This is a genomic window from Pseudomonas arcuscaelestis (assembly GCF_016881005.1).
In the GTDB taxonomy this organism is placed as follows: Bacteria; Pseudomonadota; Gammaproteobacteria; order Pseudomonadales; family Pseudomonadaceae; genus Aquipseudomonas; species Aquipseudomonas arcuscaelestis.
The window spans coordinates 68,594-83,257 of record NZ_JACOPV010000001.1 but is presented as its reverse complement, the minus strand read 5'-3'; the positions used below and the strand labels follow the sequence as shown (position 1 = coordinate 83,257).

The following is a 14,664-nucleotide window of genomic DNA, read 5'->3' as shown; positions in this document are numbered from 1 at the left end:
CTGATGACTGAATCGCAAGAAACGCCGATCTCCACTGACGGCGAAGAGCGCCAACACCGGCGCATCAAAAGTTTCGTGATGCGCGCCGGGCGTATGACTGAAGGCCAGCAACGTGGTCTGGAGCAGGGTGGTCCACTGTTCATCCTGCCGTTGGCCGATAGCCCGGTCGATTACGACCAGGTATTTGGCCGTTCGGCTCCGCGTACCCTGGAGATTGGTTTCGGCATGGGCCATTCCCTGCTGGAAATGGCTGCTGCGGCACCGGATCAAGACTTCATCGGTGTCGAAGTACACCGCCCAGGCGTAGGTGCGCTGCTCAATGGCGTGCTGACCCAGGGTCTGAAGAACCTGCGGGTGTATGACTGCGATGCTATCGAGGTGCTGAACAAGTGCGTGGCTGACAACAGCCTCGATAGGCTGATGCTGTTTTTCCCTGATCCGTGGCACAAGAGCCGTCACCACAAGCGTCGTATCGTTCAGCCCGAGTTTGCCGAGCTGGTGCGCAGCAAGCTCAAGGTGGGCGGCGTATTCCATATGGCTACCGACTGGGAACCCTATGCTGAATACATGCTGGAAGTGATGAATGTTGCGCCGGGTTACCGCAACCTGGCCGCAGACGGCAAATGCGTAGAGCGTCCGGCCGAGCGCCCGATCACCAAGTTCGAACGCCGTGGCGAGCGACTTGGGCATGGGGTCTGGGATCTGAAGTTCGAAAAGCTGGCGTAAGCCAGTTGCGGGGCAAGGCGATGCGTCGCCTTGCCCCGCGATGCATTCAGCGTCGGTCAGCAACCACACCAATCAATACCAGCACAACCAGCAACACGGGCGCCAATGCATAGTTGTTGAACTGCGCCAGTCCGCGTACTACCCACGGCGTTGCGTAGATTAGCGCGGCACCACTGCCGATCATCACCAACAAAGCCATGAAAGGCACGCGCAATGCGCCTGCCAGGCCGCCCAGGCGTTGTTCCACCCAGCCTTTGATGTCCGTGCCGAACAGCACCAGCAAACAGCCTACAAGCGCCAGTGCGATTTCCGATAGATTGCTGCGACTCCAGCGGGAAACTGTCGAGAGCAGGTCGAGTACCAAGTCCATTCGCAATCCTTAGGTCAAGAAATACTGCAGCAGGTCATTGAGGAACAACTGGCCCCGAGGCGTGGCGACCAGTCGCGTCGTTTCGACCTGCAAAAGGCCTTTTTGTTCGGCTTCGCGCCGTGCAGCAGTAAGTTGTTCCAGAGCCAGTCCAGTGCGTTGGCTGAACAGTTCGGCGTCGACTCCCTGGGTCAGGCGCAGGGCATTCATCAGGAACTCGAAGGGCAACTCGTCTATCGGCAGCAACTTCTCACCAGCCTTGAAGGCTTTTGCCGGGTTCAGATAGTCCTTGGGCAGGCGGGTTTTCCAGGTGCGCAGGATGCGCCCGTCAGGGTGGCTGAGCTTGCCGTGGGCGCCGGCACCGATGCCGATGAAGTCGCCAAAGCTCCAGTAATTGAGGTTGTGGCGCGCGGCGCGACCGGCCTGGGCATAGGCCGACACTTCGTACTGGCTGTAGCCGTGGCTGGCCAGTAGGGCTTGGCCGGCTTCCTGGATGTCCCAGAGAATATCGTCCTCGGGCAGCATTGGCGGCTGGTTCCAGAACACGGTGTTCGGTTCCAGGGTCAATTGGTACCAGGACAGGTGCGTAGGTTGCAGCGCGATAGCCTGGCGCAGGTCAGCCAAGGCGTCGTCCAGCGACTGATCAGGCAGGCCGTGCATCAAGTCCAGGTTGAAATTGTCGAAGCCGGCATTGCGCGCCATATCGGCAGCGCGGATGGCTTCGTCACCGTTGTGGATGCGGCCCAGGGCTTCAAGCTTGGCCTGTTGAAAGCTCTGGATGCCAATCGACAGGCGATTGATGCCCAGTTGCCGGTAGGCTTTGAACTTTTCCTGCTCGAAGGTACCGGGGTTGGCCTCCAGGGTGATCTCAATATCACTGGCAAAGGGGATGCGTTGCTCTACCCCCGCCAGCAAACGGCCCAGCGCACGAGCACTGAACAGGCTCGGGGTGCCGCCGCCGAAGAAGATCGAACTGATCGGCCGTCCATAGACTGCGCCCAGCTCCTGGTCCAGGTCGGCCAGCAAGGCATTGACATAAGCCTCTTCCGGCAGCTCGGGGGTAGCGGCGTGGGAGTTGAAATCGCAGTACGGGCATTTGCGCACGCACCAGGGAATGTGAATGTACAGCGCCAGGGGAGGCAGTTGTGTCAGTGCCGCCCGTGGTGTTTGGGACGTAAAGCCAGCCTCGCCCAGATGCAGTGGCTGTGCCGGCGAATGATCGATCATGCCAGGCCCAGACGTTGACGCAACAGGCGCATGGCACGGGCACGGTGGCTGATCTGGTTCTTGTCGGCGGGACTCAGTTCGGCGCTGGAGCAGTCGCGCTCCGGTACCCAGAACAGCGGGTCATAGCCAAAACCGTACTCGCCGCTGGCTTGTGTGAGGATGCGGCCGTGCCAGAGTCCTTCGCAGAGGATCGGCAACGGATCGTCGGCGTGGCGTACCAACGCCAGGACACAGACGAATTGGGCGCCGCGTTGCTCTTGCGGTACATCCTTGAGAACGTCGAGGAGCTTGGCGTTGTTGGCTGCGTCACCCTTGCCGTCGGCATAGCGTGCCGAGTAGATACCAGGGGCGCCGCCAAGGAAGTCGACGGCCAGGCCGGAATCGTCGGCCAGCGCCGGCATGCCCGAAATGCGCGCGGCATTGCGCGCCTTGAGGATGGCATTCTCGACAAACGACAGCCCGGTCTCTTCCGGCTCGATGTTGCTGAACTCGCCGATTGAACGCAGTTGCACGGTATCACCGAGCATGGCCTGCAGTTCCTTGAGTTTGCCGGCGTTATGGCTGGCCAATACGATTTGCTGAAAATTCATCATTCGCCTGGGAAAAGCTCTTGGTTAAAACTGATGGTTTCGGTTTTGCCGCCAGTATCAACGTTGATGGTGAAAGTACGGGTTTCCTGTTGGTTCACAGGGTACTGGGCGATGTAATAGATCGCGCCTTGTTCGTTGATCTGTTTGAACTTCAGCGGGATCGAATTGCTGGTGAGATCCTTGACGCTGCCGCTAACCTGGGTAACAACCGGTTTGCCGGCCTTGATCACCGAGACGTTGATCACGCCCTGGTTTTTGCTGCGAACCAGTTCAGCGGCCTTGGCGATGTCCGGCTGCAGGAAGGTCGAGATGAAGGTGCTGTAGTGCACCGTGGTATCTCCAAAGACTTCCTGGCGTTCGCCCTTGATGGCGTCGGCAGCAACTGCGGTGACGCTCAAGCAGGCAGTCAGAATAAAGCTCAACAAGCGACCCATGATCGTTCTCCTCCAGTGTGCGGGTTAAACCGCGACCTTGTGTTGGGTAAGGCCGGGGCTGCTGACACGGTAAATGCCGATCTCCCCTAAAAGATTAGGCCATAGCTTGCTTGCCCACCCGTGGCGGTGCAAATGGTCAACGGCCAGCCGGTCGAGAACTTGTGCGCGACGTTCGCTGCACAGCGCCTCGAAATCTTCAAAGGTGCAGAAGTGAATGTTCGGCGTGTTGTACCAGGTATACGGCATGAAGTCCGAGACCGGCATGCGACCTTTGGTCGCCAGGTACCAGCGGCAGCGCCAGTGGCCGAAATTGGGGAAGGTAATGATGCACTGGCGGCCTACGCGCAGCATTTCATCGAGGATCCGATCGGGGTACTCCACGGCCTGCAGGGCCTGGGTCATGACCACGACGTCGAAACTGTTGCTGGCAAAATTGCCCAGCCCTTTGTCGAGGTCCTGCTCGATGACGTTTACGCCTTTGGCGACGCACTGAGCGATGTTGTCCGGGTCGATTTCCAGGCCATAACCGCTGACCTGCTTGTTGTCACGCAGTGAAGCCAGCAGTTCACCAGTGCCGCAACCGAGGTCGAGTACCCGGCTGCCGGCGGGGATCCAGTCTTGGATGATTTCCAGGTCGGCTCTCATAGGGTCCTCAGCAGACGATGCGGTTCATGTAGTTCGTGAATCCCGTGATGTAGCGCGGGGTCGGGATCAGGAAGGCATCGTGGCCATAGGGCGAGTCGATATCCAGGTAGCAGACGTTCTTGCGTGCAGCGATCAGCGCGTCGACGATCTCTCGCGAACGAGCAGGCGAAAAGCGCCAATCGGTAGTGAAGGACATCACACAGTACTGCGCAGTGACGTTGGCCAGGGCTGCCACCAGGTCGCCGCCATGGGCAGCGGCTGGATCGAAGTAGTCCAGTGCCTTGGTCATCAGCAAGTAAGTGTTGGCATCGAAGCGGCCAGAGAATTCTTCACCCTGATAACGCAGGTAGCTTTCGACCTGGAACTCGACACTGTGGAAGTCGTAGTTGAGCTTGTCGCTTTTGAGCTCGCGTCCGAATTTTTCACCCATGGAGTCATCGGACAGGTAAGTGATGTGCCCGACCATGCGTGCGAGCATCAAGCCGCGCTTGGGGATCACGCCGTGGTCCTGGAACGAGCCACCGTGGAACTCGGGGTCGGTAAGAATGGCCTGGCGGGCGACCTCGTTGAAGGCGATGTTCTGTGCCGAAAGCTTCGGTGCCGAAGCGATGTCCAGGCAATGACGTACGCGATCAGGGTAAGTGATGGTCCACTGCAGGGCCTGCATGCCGCCCAGGCTGCCGCCGATCACGGCTGCCCACTGGGTGATGCCCAGGCGGTCGGCCAGTCGAGCCTGACTGTGAACCCAGTCTTCTACCGTCAGCACTGGGAAATCGGCGCCATAAGGCTTGCCGGTGGCCGGGTTGGTGCTGCTTGGGCCGGTGCTGCCGTTGCAGCCGCCCAGGTTGTTCAGGCTGACGACGAAGAAGCGGTTGGTGTCGATCGGCTTGCCGGGGCCGATGCAACTGTCCCACCAGCCCGGCTTGCGATCGTCGGGGCTATGGTAGCCCGCCGCGTGGTGGTGACCGGACAACGCATGGCAGATCAGCACGGCGTTGCTGGCCGAGCTATTGAGCGTGCCGTAGGTTTCGTAGATCAGTTCATAGGAGTTCAGCGAGCGGCCGCAGGCCAGGGCCAAAGGCTCGTTGAACTGCGCCAGTTGCGGTGTTACCAGACCGACCGAATCTTCGGGAAAGACAGTGGACATCGACCCTGCTCACGCTTAAATGAGGCGTAAGTCTAAAGACCACTGATGTGTGCGGCAAGAAAGGAAAGCATCGCGGGGCAAGGCCGTTCCCAGCCAGTGGGACAGGGCTTGCCCCGCGGTAGCGTTGAATCAAACCAGCAGGCGCAGAATTTCCGGCATGCCGGTCATGGCGGCGAGGTTGTTGATGACCAGCATGTCGATCAACTTGAGCGCCATGAACGCCAGGATTGGCGAGATGTCCAGGCCACCCAGGTTCGGCAGCAGGCGGCGAAACGGAGCCAGGAACGGATCGCAGATCTGATTGATCAGCTCGGCACCTGGGTTGTGGCTACCGGGGGCGACCCAGGAAAGAATTACGCTGATGATCAGGGCGAAGAAGAAAATCTTCAAGAACAGGGCGGTGATGCCAATGATCGACCAGATCAGCAGTTGCAGCGGATTACCGGTGGTGCTGTAGGCCAGCAACAGGGTCAGGCCCATGACCAGCATTTGCACAATGATTGCCAGCAACAGCGACGACATATCCAGGCCGAACAGGCTCGGGATGATCCGGCGCATTGGCTTTAGCAACGGCTGGGTGGCGCGCACCGCAAATTGGCTCAGTGGGTTGTAGAAGTCGGCCCGAACCAGCTGCAGAATGAAGCGCAGCATGATGATCAGCAGGTAGAGACTACCCAGGGTTTGTACGACGTAAATGGCAGCGTTGTTCAATCCGATCATATTCGGCTCCTTAGTTGCCCAGTTGTTCGGCCATTTCGGCCGAGCGATGCGCCGCAGCGCCCAGCGCTTTTTCAACCAGCGCTTCGAATCCATCGGCCTGGAACGACTTGATTGCCGCTTCAGTTGTGCCGGCAGGGGAAGTTACCCGACGACGCAGTTCGGCGGCGTCTACATCGCTGCTGACGGCCATGTGTGCGGCGCCCAGGGCAGTTTGCAGGGTCAGCTTGGCTGCGGTTTCGCGAGGCAGTCCGAGTTTTTCGCCGGCAGCAGTCATGGCCTCGATCAGTAGGAAGAAATACGCAGGACCACTACCGGAAACGGCAGTGACAGCGTCAAGTTGTTGCTCGGTGTCCAGCCACAGGGCAATACCCACCGCCGACAACAGTTGTTCGGCTTGCTGACGTTGCGCCGCCGTCACTTCGTGGGTGGCGTACAGGCCGCTGACACCTTGGCGCAACAGCGCCGGCGTGTTGGGCATGCAACGTACGATTGGCTGTGCACCGAGCCAGTTGTTCATGCTGGCGCAGGTGATTCCAGCGGCAATGGACACGACCAGTTGTTCGGGCTTGAGGTTGGGCTTGAGCGCTTCACAGACGGCTTTCATGGCCTGCGGCTTGACGGCCAGCACCACCACGTCGGCCCCTTCAATGGCCTGGGCGTTATCGGCGAACATTTCGATGCCGTGCTCGGCGTGAACTTTGGCGCGCTGCTCGGCGCCCGGGTCACTGGCGCGGATCTGCGAGGCGTCCAGGCCCTGGGCGCGCAGGCCGCCGATCAGGCTGGCGGCCATGTTGCCGGCGCCGATAAAGGCAATACGAGTCTTGCTCATGTCAGGTCCTTTAGGAAATAAGTTGAAAAGGCATAGGTCAGGGCTGGCTGTAATCGCGGGCGCCGAATAATGCGGTGCCAATACGTACCCACGTCGCGCCCTGAGCGATAGCCGCTTCCAGGTCGTGGCTCATGCCCATGGAGAGCGTGTCCAGATTCAGCCCGAGTCTGTCTTGTAGTTCGCGAACCCGTGCAAAAGCTGCTTCCTGAGCTGCGCGGTCGTCGGTGGGCTCGGGAATCGCCATCAGCCCGCGCAGTCGCAGGCGCGGCAACGCGGCAATGGCGGTGGCCAGTGCAGGCAGTTCTTCTGGCGAACACCCTGATTTGCTCGCTTCGCCACTCACATTCACTTGCAGGCAAATGTTCAGCGGAGCAAGGCCGTCGGGGCGTTGCTCTGACAGGCGTTGAGCAATTTTCAAGCGGTCCACGGAATGTACCCAGTCAAAATGCTCGGCGATTGCGCGAGTCTTGTTCGACTGAATGGGGCCGATGAAGTGCCAGGTCAAGGGCAAGTCGGTCAATTCGCCTTGCTTGTTGAGGGCTTCCTGCAAGTAGTTCTCACCGACATCGCGAACCCCGGCGGCAAAGGCTTCACGCACGGCGGCAGCGGGTTTGGTCTTGCTCACCGCCAGCAGGCGGATGTCGGAAGGTGCGCGTCCAGCGGCCTCGGCAGCAGCGCTGATGCGTGCGGCGAGCGTGGAAAGGTTGTCTGCTATGGTGGACATTGATAGATGCCAGCGGCTCTTTGGGTCTGCGGCATTCTACCTGCTTGGCAGTCTTTGGGGAGTCTCATGGATGTGACTGAACTGTTGGCCGTGGCGACAAGGGCTGGAGCCTCGGATATTCACCTGGCGGCAGCAGAGGTACCGGCGCTTCGTGTTGATGGGCGAGTGCGCCGACTGCAACTGCCCGTATTGAGCACTGAACAAATGCTCGGGATGCTGGCGCAGTTGATGACCAAAGCGCAGAAAAAGGATTTCGAAACGCTTCTGGATATCGATTTTTCTGTCGCTTTACCCGACCTGGCGCGTTTTCGCGTCAATGCGTTCACGCAGAGCAGAGGGCCCGCAGCAGTACTGAGGGTGATTCCGAATGCCGTGAGCAGTCTCGCCGACCTGGGACTGGGCAGGGTCTTTCAGCAAATCGCCGAGCTGCCTGCAGGACTGGTGCTGATCACCGGTCCTACTGGGTCGGGCAAGTCGACTACATTGGCCGCTTTGCTTGATCACCTCAACCGCCAGCGGCAGTTGCACATCATCACCCTGGAAGACCCTATCGAATTTATTCACAGCCCTCGGCGCAGCCTGATCAGTCAGCGCGAAATCGGCAGGCATAGCCATGGCTTTGATCAAGCCTTTCGTGCCGCCCTGCGTCAGGATCCGGATGTGATAATGCTTGGTGAACTACGCGATGCGCGGACCATACGCCTGGCCTTGAGCGCCGCGGAAACAGGCCATCTGGTGCTGGCAACAGTGCATGCAAGCTCTGCTGCGAGAACCATTGATCGACTGGTAGACGTCTTTGCAGCGGATGAAAAGCAATTGGTGCGGGTGATGTTGGCGCAAGCACTACAGGCTGTGGTGTCACAGGTGCTGGTCGAAAAGGTAGGGGGCGGGCGAGTGGTCGCGCATGAGGTGTTGCTGGCCACCCCCGCAGTGCGCAACCTGGTGCGTGAGGGGAAGGTGGCGCAGTTGTATTCAACCATGCAAATGGGCGGGGCGTTGGGTATGCAGACGCTAGACAGTTGCCTTGAAGGTCTGCTTGCGCGCGGATTGATCAGTGCTGAGAGCGCCCGCGCAGGGGCGCATCAAGGTTTTTAGCGCTTGGCCAGGGCCAATTCCTGGCTTTTCGGCAGAACGCGTTTGGCAACCACGTAGCGGCTGCGCCAGTAAGGCTTGTTCAGCGTGTCGATGCTCACCCGCTTACCTGTGCGTGGGGCGTGGATGAAGCGGTCATTGCCCAGGTAAATGGCAACATGATTGACCCGCCGACTCTTGATGTTGAAGAAAATCAGATCGCCTGGCTTGAGGTCTTTGCGATCGACTTTAACGCCGTGGCCCTGAGCCATGGCATTGGAGGTGCGGGGCAGGTCGACTTCATCGATTTCGTGAAAGGCGTACTTGACCAGGCCGCTGCAATCGAAACCTTTACTTGGGCTGCTGCCGCCCCAACGATAAGGGGTGCCCAGTACATTGACGGCGCGGCTGAGCACATCGCTGCTCTGTTGCGGCGACATTGATGCAACCGGCAGGCTTGGCTTGCTGGAGCGGGTGCTGTGCTGCACCTTGCTGCTGACGTGCTTGGTGGAACGCACGGCGGCGGAATTTGAGGAGTACCCGGAAAAGCCGTTGGGTAGACGTTGCTCACGGTTGGTGGCGTGGGCTGCCAGTGGCAATAATAGGCAAAGGGTCAGCCATGTCTTGAAAAAAGGACGCATGGGCAGGGCTCTTGGTGGTTAGCGCGCAACTTTATAACAGCTTTTTGATCATTTTCTGATCCGTTGGTCGATTGGCGCAGTGCCATACGTCGCCCTGAAACGAAAAAGTCACATTTTTTCTTAGAAAATTTATCGATAACCCACAGAGGCTATGAATGAACAGTTATCAGCAGGACGGGCAGTTACACGACACGCACAGCAAGGTAATTGGTTACCTGTTGTGGATTTTCGGTTTCACCGGCGCCCACCGTTTTTATTACGGCAAACCGGTTACCGGTACTATTTGGTTCTTTACCCTGGGCTTGCTGGGTATTGGCTGGCTGATCGACCTGTTTCTGATCCCGGCGATGGATCGCGAGGCAGATCTGCGCTTTCACGCCGGCCCTCTGGACTACAGCCTGAGCTGGATCCTGCTGACCTTCCTGGGTGTGTTCGGCGTGCACCGCATGTATCAGGGCAAGTGGATTACCGGGATCATCTACCTGTTCACCGGTGGGCTGTTCCTGGTGGGGGTCTTGTACGATTTCTGGACGTTGAACACCCAAGTATCGCTGGCCAACGCTCAGCGGCGTTGAAGGCAGCGGCCTTGTCGGTGTGTCGACAAGGCCGCTGGCAGGACTTACTGGCGGGTCTGGCGCTGCTGCAGCAGCAAGTTGCTGAAGCCGCTGCCAGCCAATTGTTTCTGCGCTACGGTCAGTTGTTCACGGTTGCTGAACGGCCCGACCAGCACCCGGTACCAGGTTTCTTCCTTGACGGTACCGGACTCTACCTTGACCGCCTGGCCGAGCAGAATGATCTGCGCCCGGACCTTGTCGGCGTCAGCCTGTTTGCGGAACGACCCGGCCTGCAGAAAGAACTGGGTCGTTGCTGCAGGCTTGATTACCGGCGGCGCGGGTGGTGGCGTTTGCCCCATCAGGGCCGCCTGTGCTCGCGCAGTATCGATTTTCGCCGCTTCCGCCGGGGTTACCGGAGGTTGCGCAGGCACCGGCGGGGTTTTCTCCGGAACGGCTTCAGGCGGCACGATCACTTCCGACTCGGGCAGCAAGGTGTAGAAGTCGTACTTGGGCTTTACCGGTTGTTGCGGGCTCGGCGCTGTCTTGTTGGCTTCGGCGGCTCTTTCGGCTTTTTGCTGTTCAGGCTTGGTCCGCTTCACTTCTTGGTTGCCTGGCTCAAGCTTCATCAGAAAAACGATGAAGGCGCCAACCGTCAGGCCAATTGCCAGCCACAACCAGCCCGGAATCGGCTGTTTGGCAGGTGCCTGGTTGCGACTGGCGCCGCGCTTTGGTGCAGGTTTTTTCTTGGCAGCCAACTTACATACGCTCCAGGGTTTCCAGGCCGAGCAGCTCCAGACCTTGCTTGAGGGTGCGGCCAGTCAGGGCAGCCAGGCGCAGGCGGCTCTGCTGTTGTTCAGGGGTCTCGGCAGCGAGGATCGGGCAGTTCTCGTAGAAGCTGGAGAACAGGCCGGCCACGTCGTACAGGTAGGCGCAGAGTACGTGCGGTGTGCCTTTTTCGGCGACGTTGTTCAGGATTTCGCCGAATTGAGCCAGGCGCGCAGCCAGGTCTTGTTCCTGGGCCGCCTGCAGAACGATCTGCCCGTCTGCCTCATCGAAGCTCTTGTTCAGCTTGCGGAATACGCCGGCGACGCGCGTGTAGGCATACAGCAGGTACGGAGCAGTGTTGCCCTCGAAATTGAGCATCAACTCGAAGTTGAAGCTGTAGTCGCTGGTGCGGTGCTTGGACAGGTCGGCGTATTTTACCGCATCAATGCCCACCACTTGGCCGATAGCGCGCAGTTCAGCCTCGGGCAGCTCGGGGTTCTTCTCCTTGACCAGGGTGTAGGCACGCTCTTTGGCTTCGGTGAGCAGATCGATAAGTTTTACCGTGCCGCCGTCGCGGGTCTTGAACGGGCGGCCATCAGCGCCGTTCATGGTGCCGAAGCCCATGTGCTCCATTTGCATGGGGTGACCGACGAAGCCGGCCAGGCGAGCTACTTCAAATACCTGATTGAAGTGCAGGGCCTGACGCTGGTCGACAAAGTACAGGGCGCGATCGGCCTTGAGCACGTTGCTGCGATAGCGCACGGCAGCCAAGTCGGTAGTGGCATACAGGTAGCCGCCATCGGCTTTCTGCACGATCACCGGCAGCGGTTCGCCCTCGGCGGTCTTGAACTCGTCGAGGAACACGCACTGGGCGCCCTTGCTCTCGACCAGAAGGCCTTTGGCCTTGAGGTCGTTGACGACATTGGCCAGGTCGTCGTTATAGGCGCTTTCGCCCATTACGTCGGCCATGGTCAGCTTGACGTTGAGCAGTTCGTAGGTTTTCTGGCAGTGCGACAGCGAGATGTCTTTGAAGCGAGTCCACAGCTTCAGGCATTCCTCGTCACCCGCTTGCAGTTTGACCACCAGGCCACGGGCACGGTCGGCGAACTCTTCGGATTCGTCGAAACGTTTCTTCGCGGCGCGGTAGAAGTTTTCCAGGTCCGACAGCTCGTCGCTGGTGATCGGGTTTTCCTGGAGGTAAGCCATCAGCATGCCGAACTGAGTGCCCCAGTCGCCCACGTGGTTCTGGCGAATCACGGTGTCGCCAAGAAACTCCAGTACGCGCGACACGGCGTCGCCGATGATAGTCGAACGCAGGTGACCTACATGCATCTCTTTGGCGAGGTTCGGTGCCGACAGGTCAACCACAACCTTCTGTTGAGGACCGGCCTTGCGCACGCCGAGCTTGGCGTCGGCGAGTGCGGCATCAAGGCGGGCAGCCAGAGCCTGGGTGTTTTGGAAGAAGTTCAGAAAGCCTGGGCCGGCAATCTCGACCTTGCTGATCTGCTCGTCGGCAGGCAGCGCGGCAATGATCTTTTCTGCCAGGTCACGAGGCTTCATGCCGGCAGGCTTGGCCAGCATCATCGCGATATTGCTGGCGAAGTCGCCGTGCGTCTTGTCCCGGGCGTTTTCCACCTGGATCGCCGGCGTCAGCCCTTCAGGCAACACACCGTCGGTGACGAGTTGGGTGAGGGCTTGCTGGATTAGCTGGCGAATGGTGTCTTTCATGGGCTTCTCTTTCGACCGCAAGCGCGGCGGCGCTTCGATGCGCAGGTGGAAAAACTGGACATTATCCGTTGCCGGGGCGTGGTTGCCAACCTTTGAGGGTATATCGCGGGGCAAGCCCGCTCCCATTGCGACCCTGGTCAGTACAGATCTACAGGGTCAACATCTAAAGACCAGCGCACTTGGCGCCCGGACGGCATCTGTTCCAACAGTAGCAACCAGGCGCTGATCAGTCGATGCAAAGGCGCCCGTGCATTGGCCTGGAGCAATAGTTGTGCTCGAAAACGGCCCGCGCGTCGTTCCATCGGTGCGGGTACCGGGCCAAGCAGCTCGATACCTTGAAGGTTGTGTTCGATCAGCAACTGCTCAGCAGCGCTGCATGCTTCGTCGAGAAACCCTTCGGCCTGCCCTGGTTTGTGCGCTTCAGCTCGCAGCAGGGCCAGGTGGGCAAACGGTGGCAGGCCAGCCGCACGTCGCTCGCTCAGGGCTTGCTCGGCAAAGGCGAAGTAACCTTGTTCGGTCAGTTGCACCAATAACGGATGGTCGGCCAGGTGCGTCTGGATGATGACCTTGCCAGGTTCCTCGGCGCGTCCTGCACGCCCAGCAACCTGGACGATCAGTTGGGCCATGCGCTCGCTGGCGCGAAAGTCTCCGGAGAACAATCCGCCGTCTGCGTCGAGAATTGCCACCAAGGTTACGCGTGGGAAGTGGTGCCCTTTGGCAAGCATTTGGGTACCGACCAGAATACAGGGCTGGCCACGCTGGATCGTGGCGAACAACTGGTTCATGGCGTCCTTGCGCGAGGTGCTGTCGCGGTCCACACGCAAAACCGGGAAGTCAGGGAACAGAATGCTCAGGCGCTCTTCCGCTCGCTCGGTGCCAGCACCCACGGGGCGCAGGTCAACCTTGTTGCATTGCGGGCACTGGCGTGGCACACGCTCATCGTAACCACAGTGATGGCAGCGCAATTCATTGGAGCGCTGATGAACGGTCATGCGCGCATCGCAGCGCGGACACTCGGACATCCAGCCACAATCGTGGCAGAGCAAAGTAGGTGCAAAGCCGCGGCGATTGAGGAATACCAGCACCTGTTGGCCGGCTGCCAGGGTCTGGCCGATCGCCTGCTGCATCGGTCCGCTGATACCGCTGTCCAGCGGCCGGCTCTTGACGTCCAGGCGCAGGAAGCGCGGTTGCTGTGCGCCGCCAGCGCGCTGATTGAGGCGCAGTAGGCCGTAGCGCCCGCTGTGCGCGTTGTGCAGGCTTTCCAGTGACGGTGTCGCCGAGCCGAGCAGGATCGGAATGTTCTCTTGGCGCGCGCGTACCAGGGCGAGGTCGCGGGCGTGATAACGCAAACCCTCCTGCTGTTTATAGGAACCGTCATGCTCCTCGTCGATGATGATCAAGCCGGGATGCTTCATCGGGGTGAACAGGGCCGAGCGCGTTCCGATGATGATGTCGGCCTCGCCGTCGCGGGCTGCCAACCAGGCATCCAGGCGTTCGCGGTCATTGACTGCGGAGTGCAGCAAGGCGATGCGGGCGTTGAAACGCTGCTCGAAGCGCGCCAGAGTCTGTGGCCCCAGGTTGATTTCCGGAATCAGGATCAACGCCTGTTTGCCGGCTTCAAGGGTTTCGCGTATCAGTTGCAGGTACACCTCGGTCTTGCCGCTGCCGGTGACCCCGGCGAGCAGAAAGGCATGAAAGCTGTCGAATCCCGAACGTACGGCATTGAACGCGGCGCGCTGTTCGTCGTTCAGTGGCAGTTCGGGCTGGGCCAGCCAGTGTTCATGACGCTCCTGTGGCAAGTGGCGGCGTACTTCAACCTGTACCAACTCCTTGGCCAGCAGCAGGTCGAGGCTTTCTTTGCTCAGCATCAGTTTGCTCAGCAGCGTGTGTGCGACGCCGTGAGGGTGCTGGGCCAGTGTCGCCAAGGCTTCGCGCTGGCGAGGGGCGCGGGCGATACGAGGGTCATCCTGGCGCGCCCCTGGGGCCACCTGCCAGAAACGTTCCTGGCGTGCCTCGGCGGGTTCACCCTGGCGCAATAGCACGGGCAAGGCCCAGCTCAGGGTGTCGCCAAGGCTGTGTTGATAGTACTGGGCTGTCCATAGGCACAGTTTGAACAGCGCCGGGGGCAGTGGTGAGACAGGGTCGAGCAGGGCGATTGCCGGTTTCAGCTTGTCGGCCGGTACTTCGCTCTTGTCGGTGACTTCGATCAGGATGCCGATCATTTCTCGGCGCCCGAAGGGCACGCGGATACGCATGCCGGGGGTTAGCGTGTGGCGCGCCATGCTCGCTGTGGCCCTGTAGTCGAACAGTCGCCGTAGCGGCGAGGGTAGGGCAAGGCGCAGAATGACGTCGGACACGCAGTAAGTTCTCTGAAGGGGTTCCAAGACCTGGCGAGCCTAGCAGACGACGGCCGGTGCAAGCGACAACTTGCGTTGACAGCATGCTCTGGTATTATTCGCCGCCTAATTACGTGCGGTATTCAACAATGGTGTTGGG

At 59.9% G+C, this 14,664-nt stretch carries 16 protein-coding genes; 3 read left to right on the top strand and 13 right to left on the bottom strand.

Annotation, left to right across the window (positions count from 1 at the left end):
- Positions 1-3 precede the first annotated feature (3 nt).
- The gene (gene trmB, locus H8F21_RS00330) at positions 4-726 is read left to right on the top strand and encodes a tRNA (guanosine(46)-N7)-methyltransferase TrmB (RefSeq protein WP_203541883.1); all 723 of its coding nucleotides are present in this window, start codon (positions 4-6) and stop codon (positions 724-726) included.
- A 46-nt stretch (positions 727-772) separates the two neighbouring features.
- Here trmB and H8F21_RS00325 read toward each other — a convergent pair whose 3' ends face one another.
- From H8F21_RS00325 to H8F21_RS00285, 9 genes are all read right to left on the bottom strand, one after another.
- Positions 773-1,096, bottom strand: coding sequence for a DUF3392 family protein (locus H8F21_RS00325; RefSeq protein ID WP_136478602.1), 324 nt, complete (start codon positions 1,094-1,096; stop codon positions 773-775).
- Between the two features lie 9 nt (positions 1,097-1,105).
- Positions 1,106-2,320, bottom strand: coding sequence for a radical SAM family heme chaperone HemW (gene hemW, locus H8F21_RS00320; protein WP_236042830.1), 1,215 nt, complete (start codon positions 2,318-2,320; stop codon positions 1,106-1,108).
- A complete protein-coding gene (rdgB, locus tag H8F21_RS00315; RefSeq protein ID WP_203479070.1) occupies positions 2,317-2,913 on the bottom strand; it encodes an RdgB/HAM1 family non-canonical purine NTP pyrophosphatase in 597 nt (198 codons plus the stop codon). Before rdgB ends, hemW begins: the two co-directional genes overlap by 4 nt.
- Positions 2,910-3,344, bottom strand: coding sequence for a DUF4426 domain-containing protein (locus H8F21_RS00310; RefSeq protein WP_203479071.1), 435 nt, complete (start codon positions 3,342-3,344; stop codon positions 2,910-2,912). Before H8F21_RS00310 ends, rdgB begins: the two co-directional genes overlap by 4 nt.
- Before the next feature lie 24 nt (positions 3,345-3,368).
- Positions 3,369-3,989 carry a methionine biosynthesis protein MetW gene (gene metW / locus H8F21_RS00305; RefSeq protein ID WP_136478598.1) on the bottom strand — a complete coding sequence of 207 codons (621 nt, stop codon included), beginning with the start codon at positions 3,987-3,989 and terminating at the stop codon, positions 3,369-3,371.
- A 7-nt stretch (positions 3,990-3,996) separates the two neighbouring features.
- The gene (metX, locus tag H8F21_RS00300) at positions 3,997-5,136 is read right to left on the bottom strand and encodes a homoserine O-succinyltransferase MetX (protein ID WP_203479072.1); all 1,140 of its coding nucleotides are present in this window, start codon (positions 5,134-5,136) and stop codon (positions 3,997-3,999) included.
- A 129-nt stretch (positions 5,137-5,265) separates the two neighbouring features.
- Positions 5,266-5,856, bottom strand: coding sequence for a YggT family protein (locus H8F21_RS00295; protein WP_203583906.1), 591 nt, complete (start codon positions 5,854-5,856; stop codon positions 5,266-5,268).
- A 10-nt stretch (positions 5,857-5,866) separates the two neighbouring features.
- Complete coding sequence (proC, locus tag H8F21_RS00290) at positions 5,867-6,685, bottom strand: pyrroline-5-carboxylate reductase (protein ID WP_203479074.1); 819 nt, start codon at positions 6,683-6,685, stop codon at positions 5,867-5,869.
- A gap of 37 nt (positions 6,686-6,722) precedes the next feature.
- On the bottom strand, positions 6,723-7,409 hold the full coding sequence (locus H8F21_RS00285) for a YggS family pyridoxal phosphate-dependent enzyme (RefSeq protein WP_203479075.1): 687 nt from the start codon (positions 7,407-7,409) through the stop codon (positions 6,723-6,725).
- A 66-nt stretch (positions 7,410-7,475) separates the two neighbouring features.
- Between H8F21_RS00285 and H8F21_RS00280 the strand changes: the two genes are divergently transcribed.
- Complete coding sequence (locus H8F21_RS00280) at positions 7,476-8,504, top strand: type IV pilus twitching motility protein PilT (protein WP_203479076.1); 1,029 nt, start codon at positions 7,476-7,478, stop codon at positions 8,502-8,504.
- Here H8F21_RS00280 and H8F21_RS00275 read toward each other — a convergent pair.
- Positions 8,501-9,121, bottom strand: a complete 621-nt coding sequence (locus tag H8F21_RS00275; RefSeq protein ID WP_203479077.1) for a C40 family peptidase — start codon at positions 9,119-9,121, stop codon at positions 8,501-8,503. The genes H8F21_RS00280 and H8F21_RS00275 overlap by 4 nt on opposite strands.
- A 155-nt stretch (positions 9,122-9,276) precedes the next feature.
- Between H8F21_RS00275 and H8F21_RS00270 the strand changes: the two genes are divergently transcribed.
- A complete protein-coding gene (locus H8F21_RS00270; protein ID WP_136478591.1) occupies positions 9,277-9,696 on the top strand; it encodes a TM2 domain-containing protein in 420 nt (139 codons plus the stop codon).
- Positions 9,697-9,740: 44 nt separating this feature from the next.
- Here the strand turns inward: H8F21_RS00270 and H8F21_RS00265 are convergent, their stop codons facing one another.
- The 3 genes from H8F21_RS00265 to H8F21_RS00255 all read right to left on the bottom strand — a co-directional run bounded on the left by H8F21_RS00265 (position 9,741) and on the right by H8F21_RS00255 (position 14,525).
- A complete protein-coding gene (locus H8F21_RS00265) occupies positions 9,741-10,430 on the bottom strand; it encodes an SPOR domain-containing protein (RefSeq protein WP_203479078.1) in 690 nt (229 codons plus the stop codon).
- A gap of 1 nt (position 10,431) precedes the next feature.
- On the bottom strand, positions 10,432-12,168 hold the full coding sequence (argS, locus tag H8F21_RS00260; protein WP_203479079.1) for an arginine--tRNA ligase: 1,737 nt from the start codon (positions 12,166-12,168) through the stop codon (positions 10,432-10,434).
- A gap of 137 nt (positions 12,169-12,305) precedes the next feature.
- Positions 12,306-14,525, bottom strand: coding sequence for a primosomal protein N' (locus H8F21_RS00255; protein WP_203479080.1), 2,220 nt, complete (start codon positions 14,523-14,525; stop codon positions 12,306-12,308).
- Positions 14,526-14,664 lie beyond the last annotated feature (139 nt).

Excerpts from the sequence above, each read along its gene's own strand:
- trmB (WP_203541883.1), top strand. The coding sequence starts at position 4 with ATGACTGAATCGCAAGAAACGCCGATCTCCACTGACGGCGAAGAGCGC.
- H8F21_RS00325 (WP_136478602.1), bottom strand. The coding sequence starts at position 1,096 with ATGGACTTGGTACTCGACCTGCTCTCGACAGTTTCCCGCTGGAGTCGC.
- hemW (WP_236042830.1), bottom strand. The coding sequence starts at position 2,320 with ATGATCGATCATTCGCCGGCACAGCCACTGCATCTGGGCGAGGCTGGC.
- rdgB (WP_203479070.1), bottom strand. The coding sequence starts at position 2,913 with ATGATGAATTTTCAGCAAATCGTATTGGCCAGCCATAACGCCGGCAAA.
- H8F21_RS00310 (WP_203479071.1), bottom strand. The coding sequence starts at position 3,344 with ATGGGTCGCTTGTTGAGCTTTATTCTGACTGCCTGCTTGAGCGTCACC.
- metW (WP_136478598.1), bottom strand. The coding sequence starts at position 3,989 with ATGAGAGCCGACCTGGAAATCATCCAAGACTGGATCCCCGCCGGCAGC.
- metX (WP_203479072.1), bottom strand. The coding sequence starts at position 5,136 with ATGTCCACTGTCTTTCCCGAAGATTCGGTCGGTCTGGTAACACCGCAA.
- H8F21_RS00295 (WP_203583906.1), bottom strand. The coding sequence starts at position 5,856 with ATGATCGGATTGAACAACGCTGCCATTTACGTCGTACAAACCCTGGGT.
- proC (WP_203479074.1), bottom strand. The coding sequence starts at position 6,685 with ATGAGCAAGACTCGTATTGCCTTTATCGGCGCCGGCAACATGGCCGCC.
- H8F21_RS00285 (WP_203479075.1), bottom strand. The coding sequence starts at position 7,409 with ATGTCCACCATAGCAGACAACCTTTCCACGCTCGCCGCACGCATCAGC.
- H8F21_RS00280 (WP_203479076.1), top strand. The coding sequence starts at position 7,476 with ATGGATGTGACTGAACTGTTGGCCGTGGCGACAAGGGCTGGAGCCTCG.
- H8F21_RS00275 (WP_203479077.1), bottom strand. The coding sequence starts at position 9,121 with ATGCGTCCTTTTTTCAAGACATGGCTGACCCTTTGCCTATTATTGCCA.
- H8F21_RS00270 (WP_136478591.1), top strand. The coding sequence starts at position 9,277 with ATGAACAGTTATCAGCAGGACGGGCAGTTACACGACACGCACAGCAAG.
- argS (WP_203479079.1), bottom strand. The coding sequence starts at position 12,168 with ATGAAAGACACCATTCGCCAGCTAATCCAGCAAGCCCTCACCCAACTC.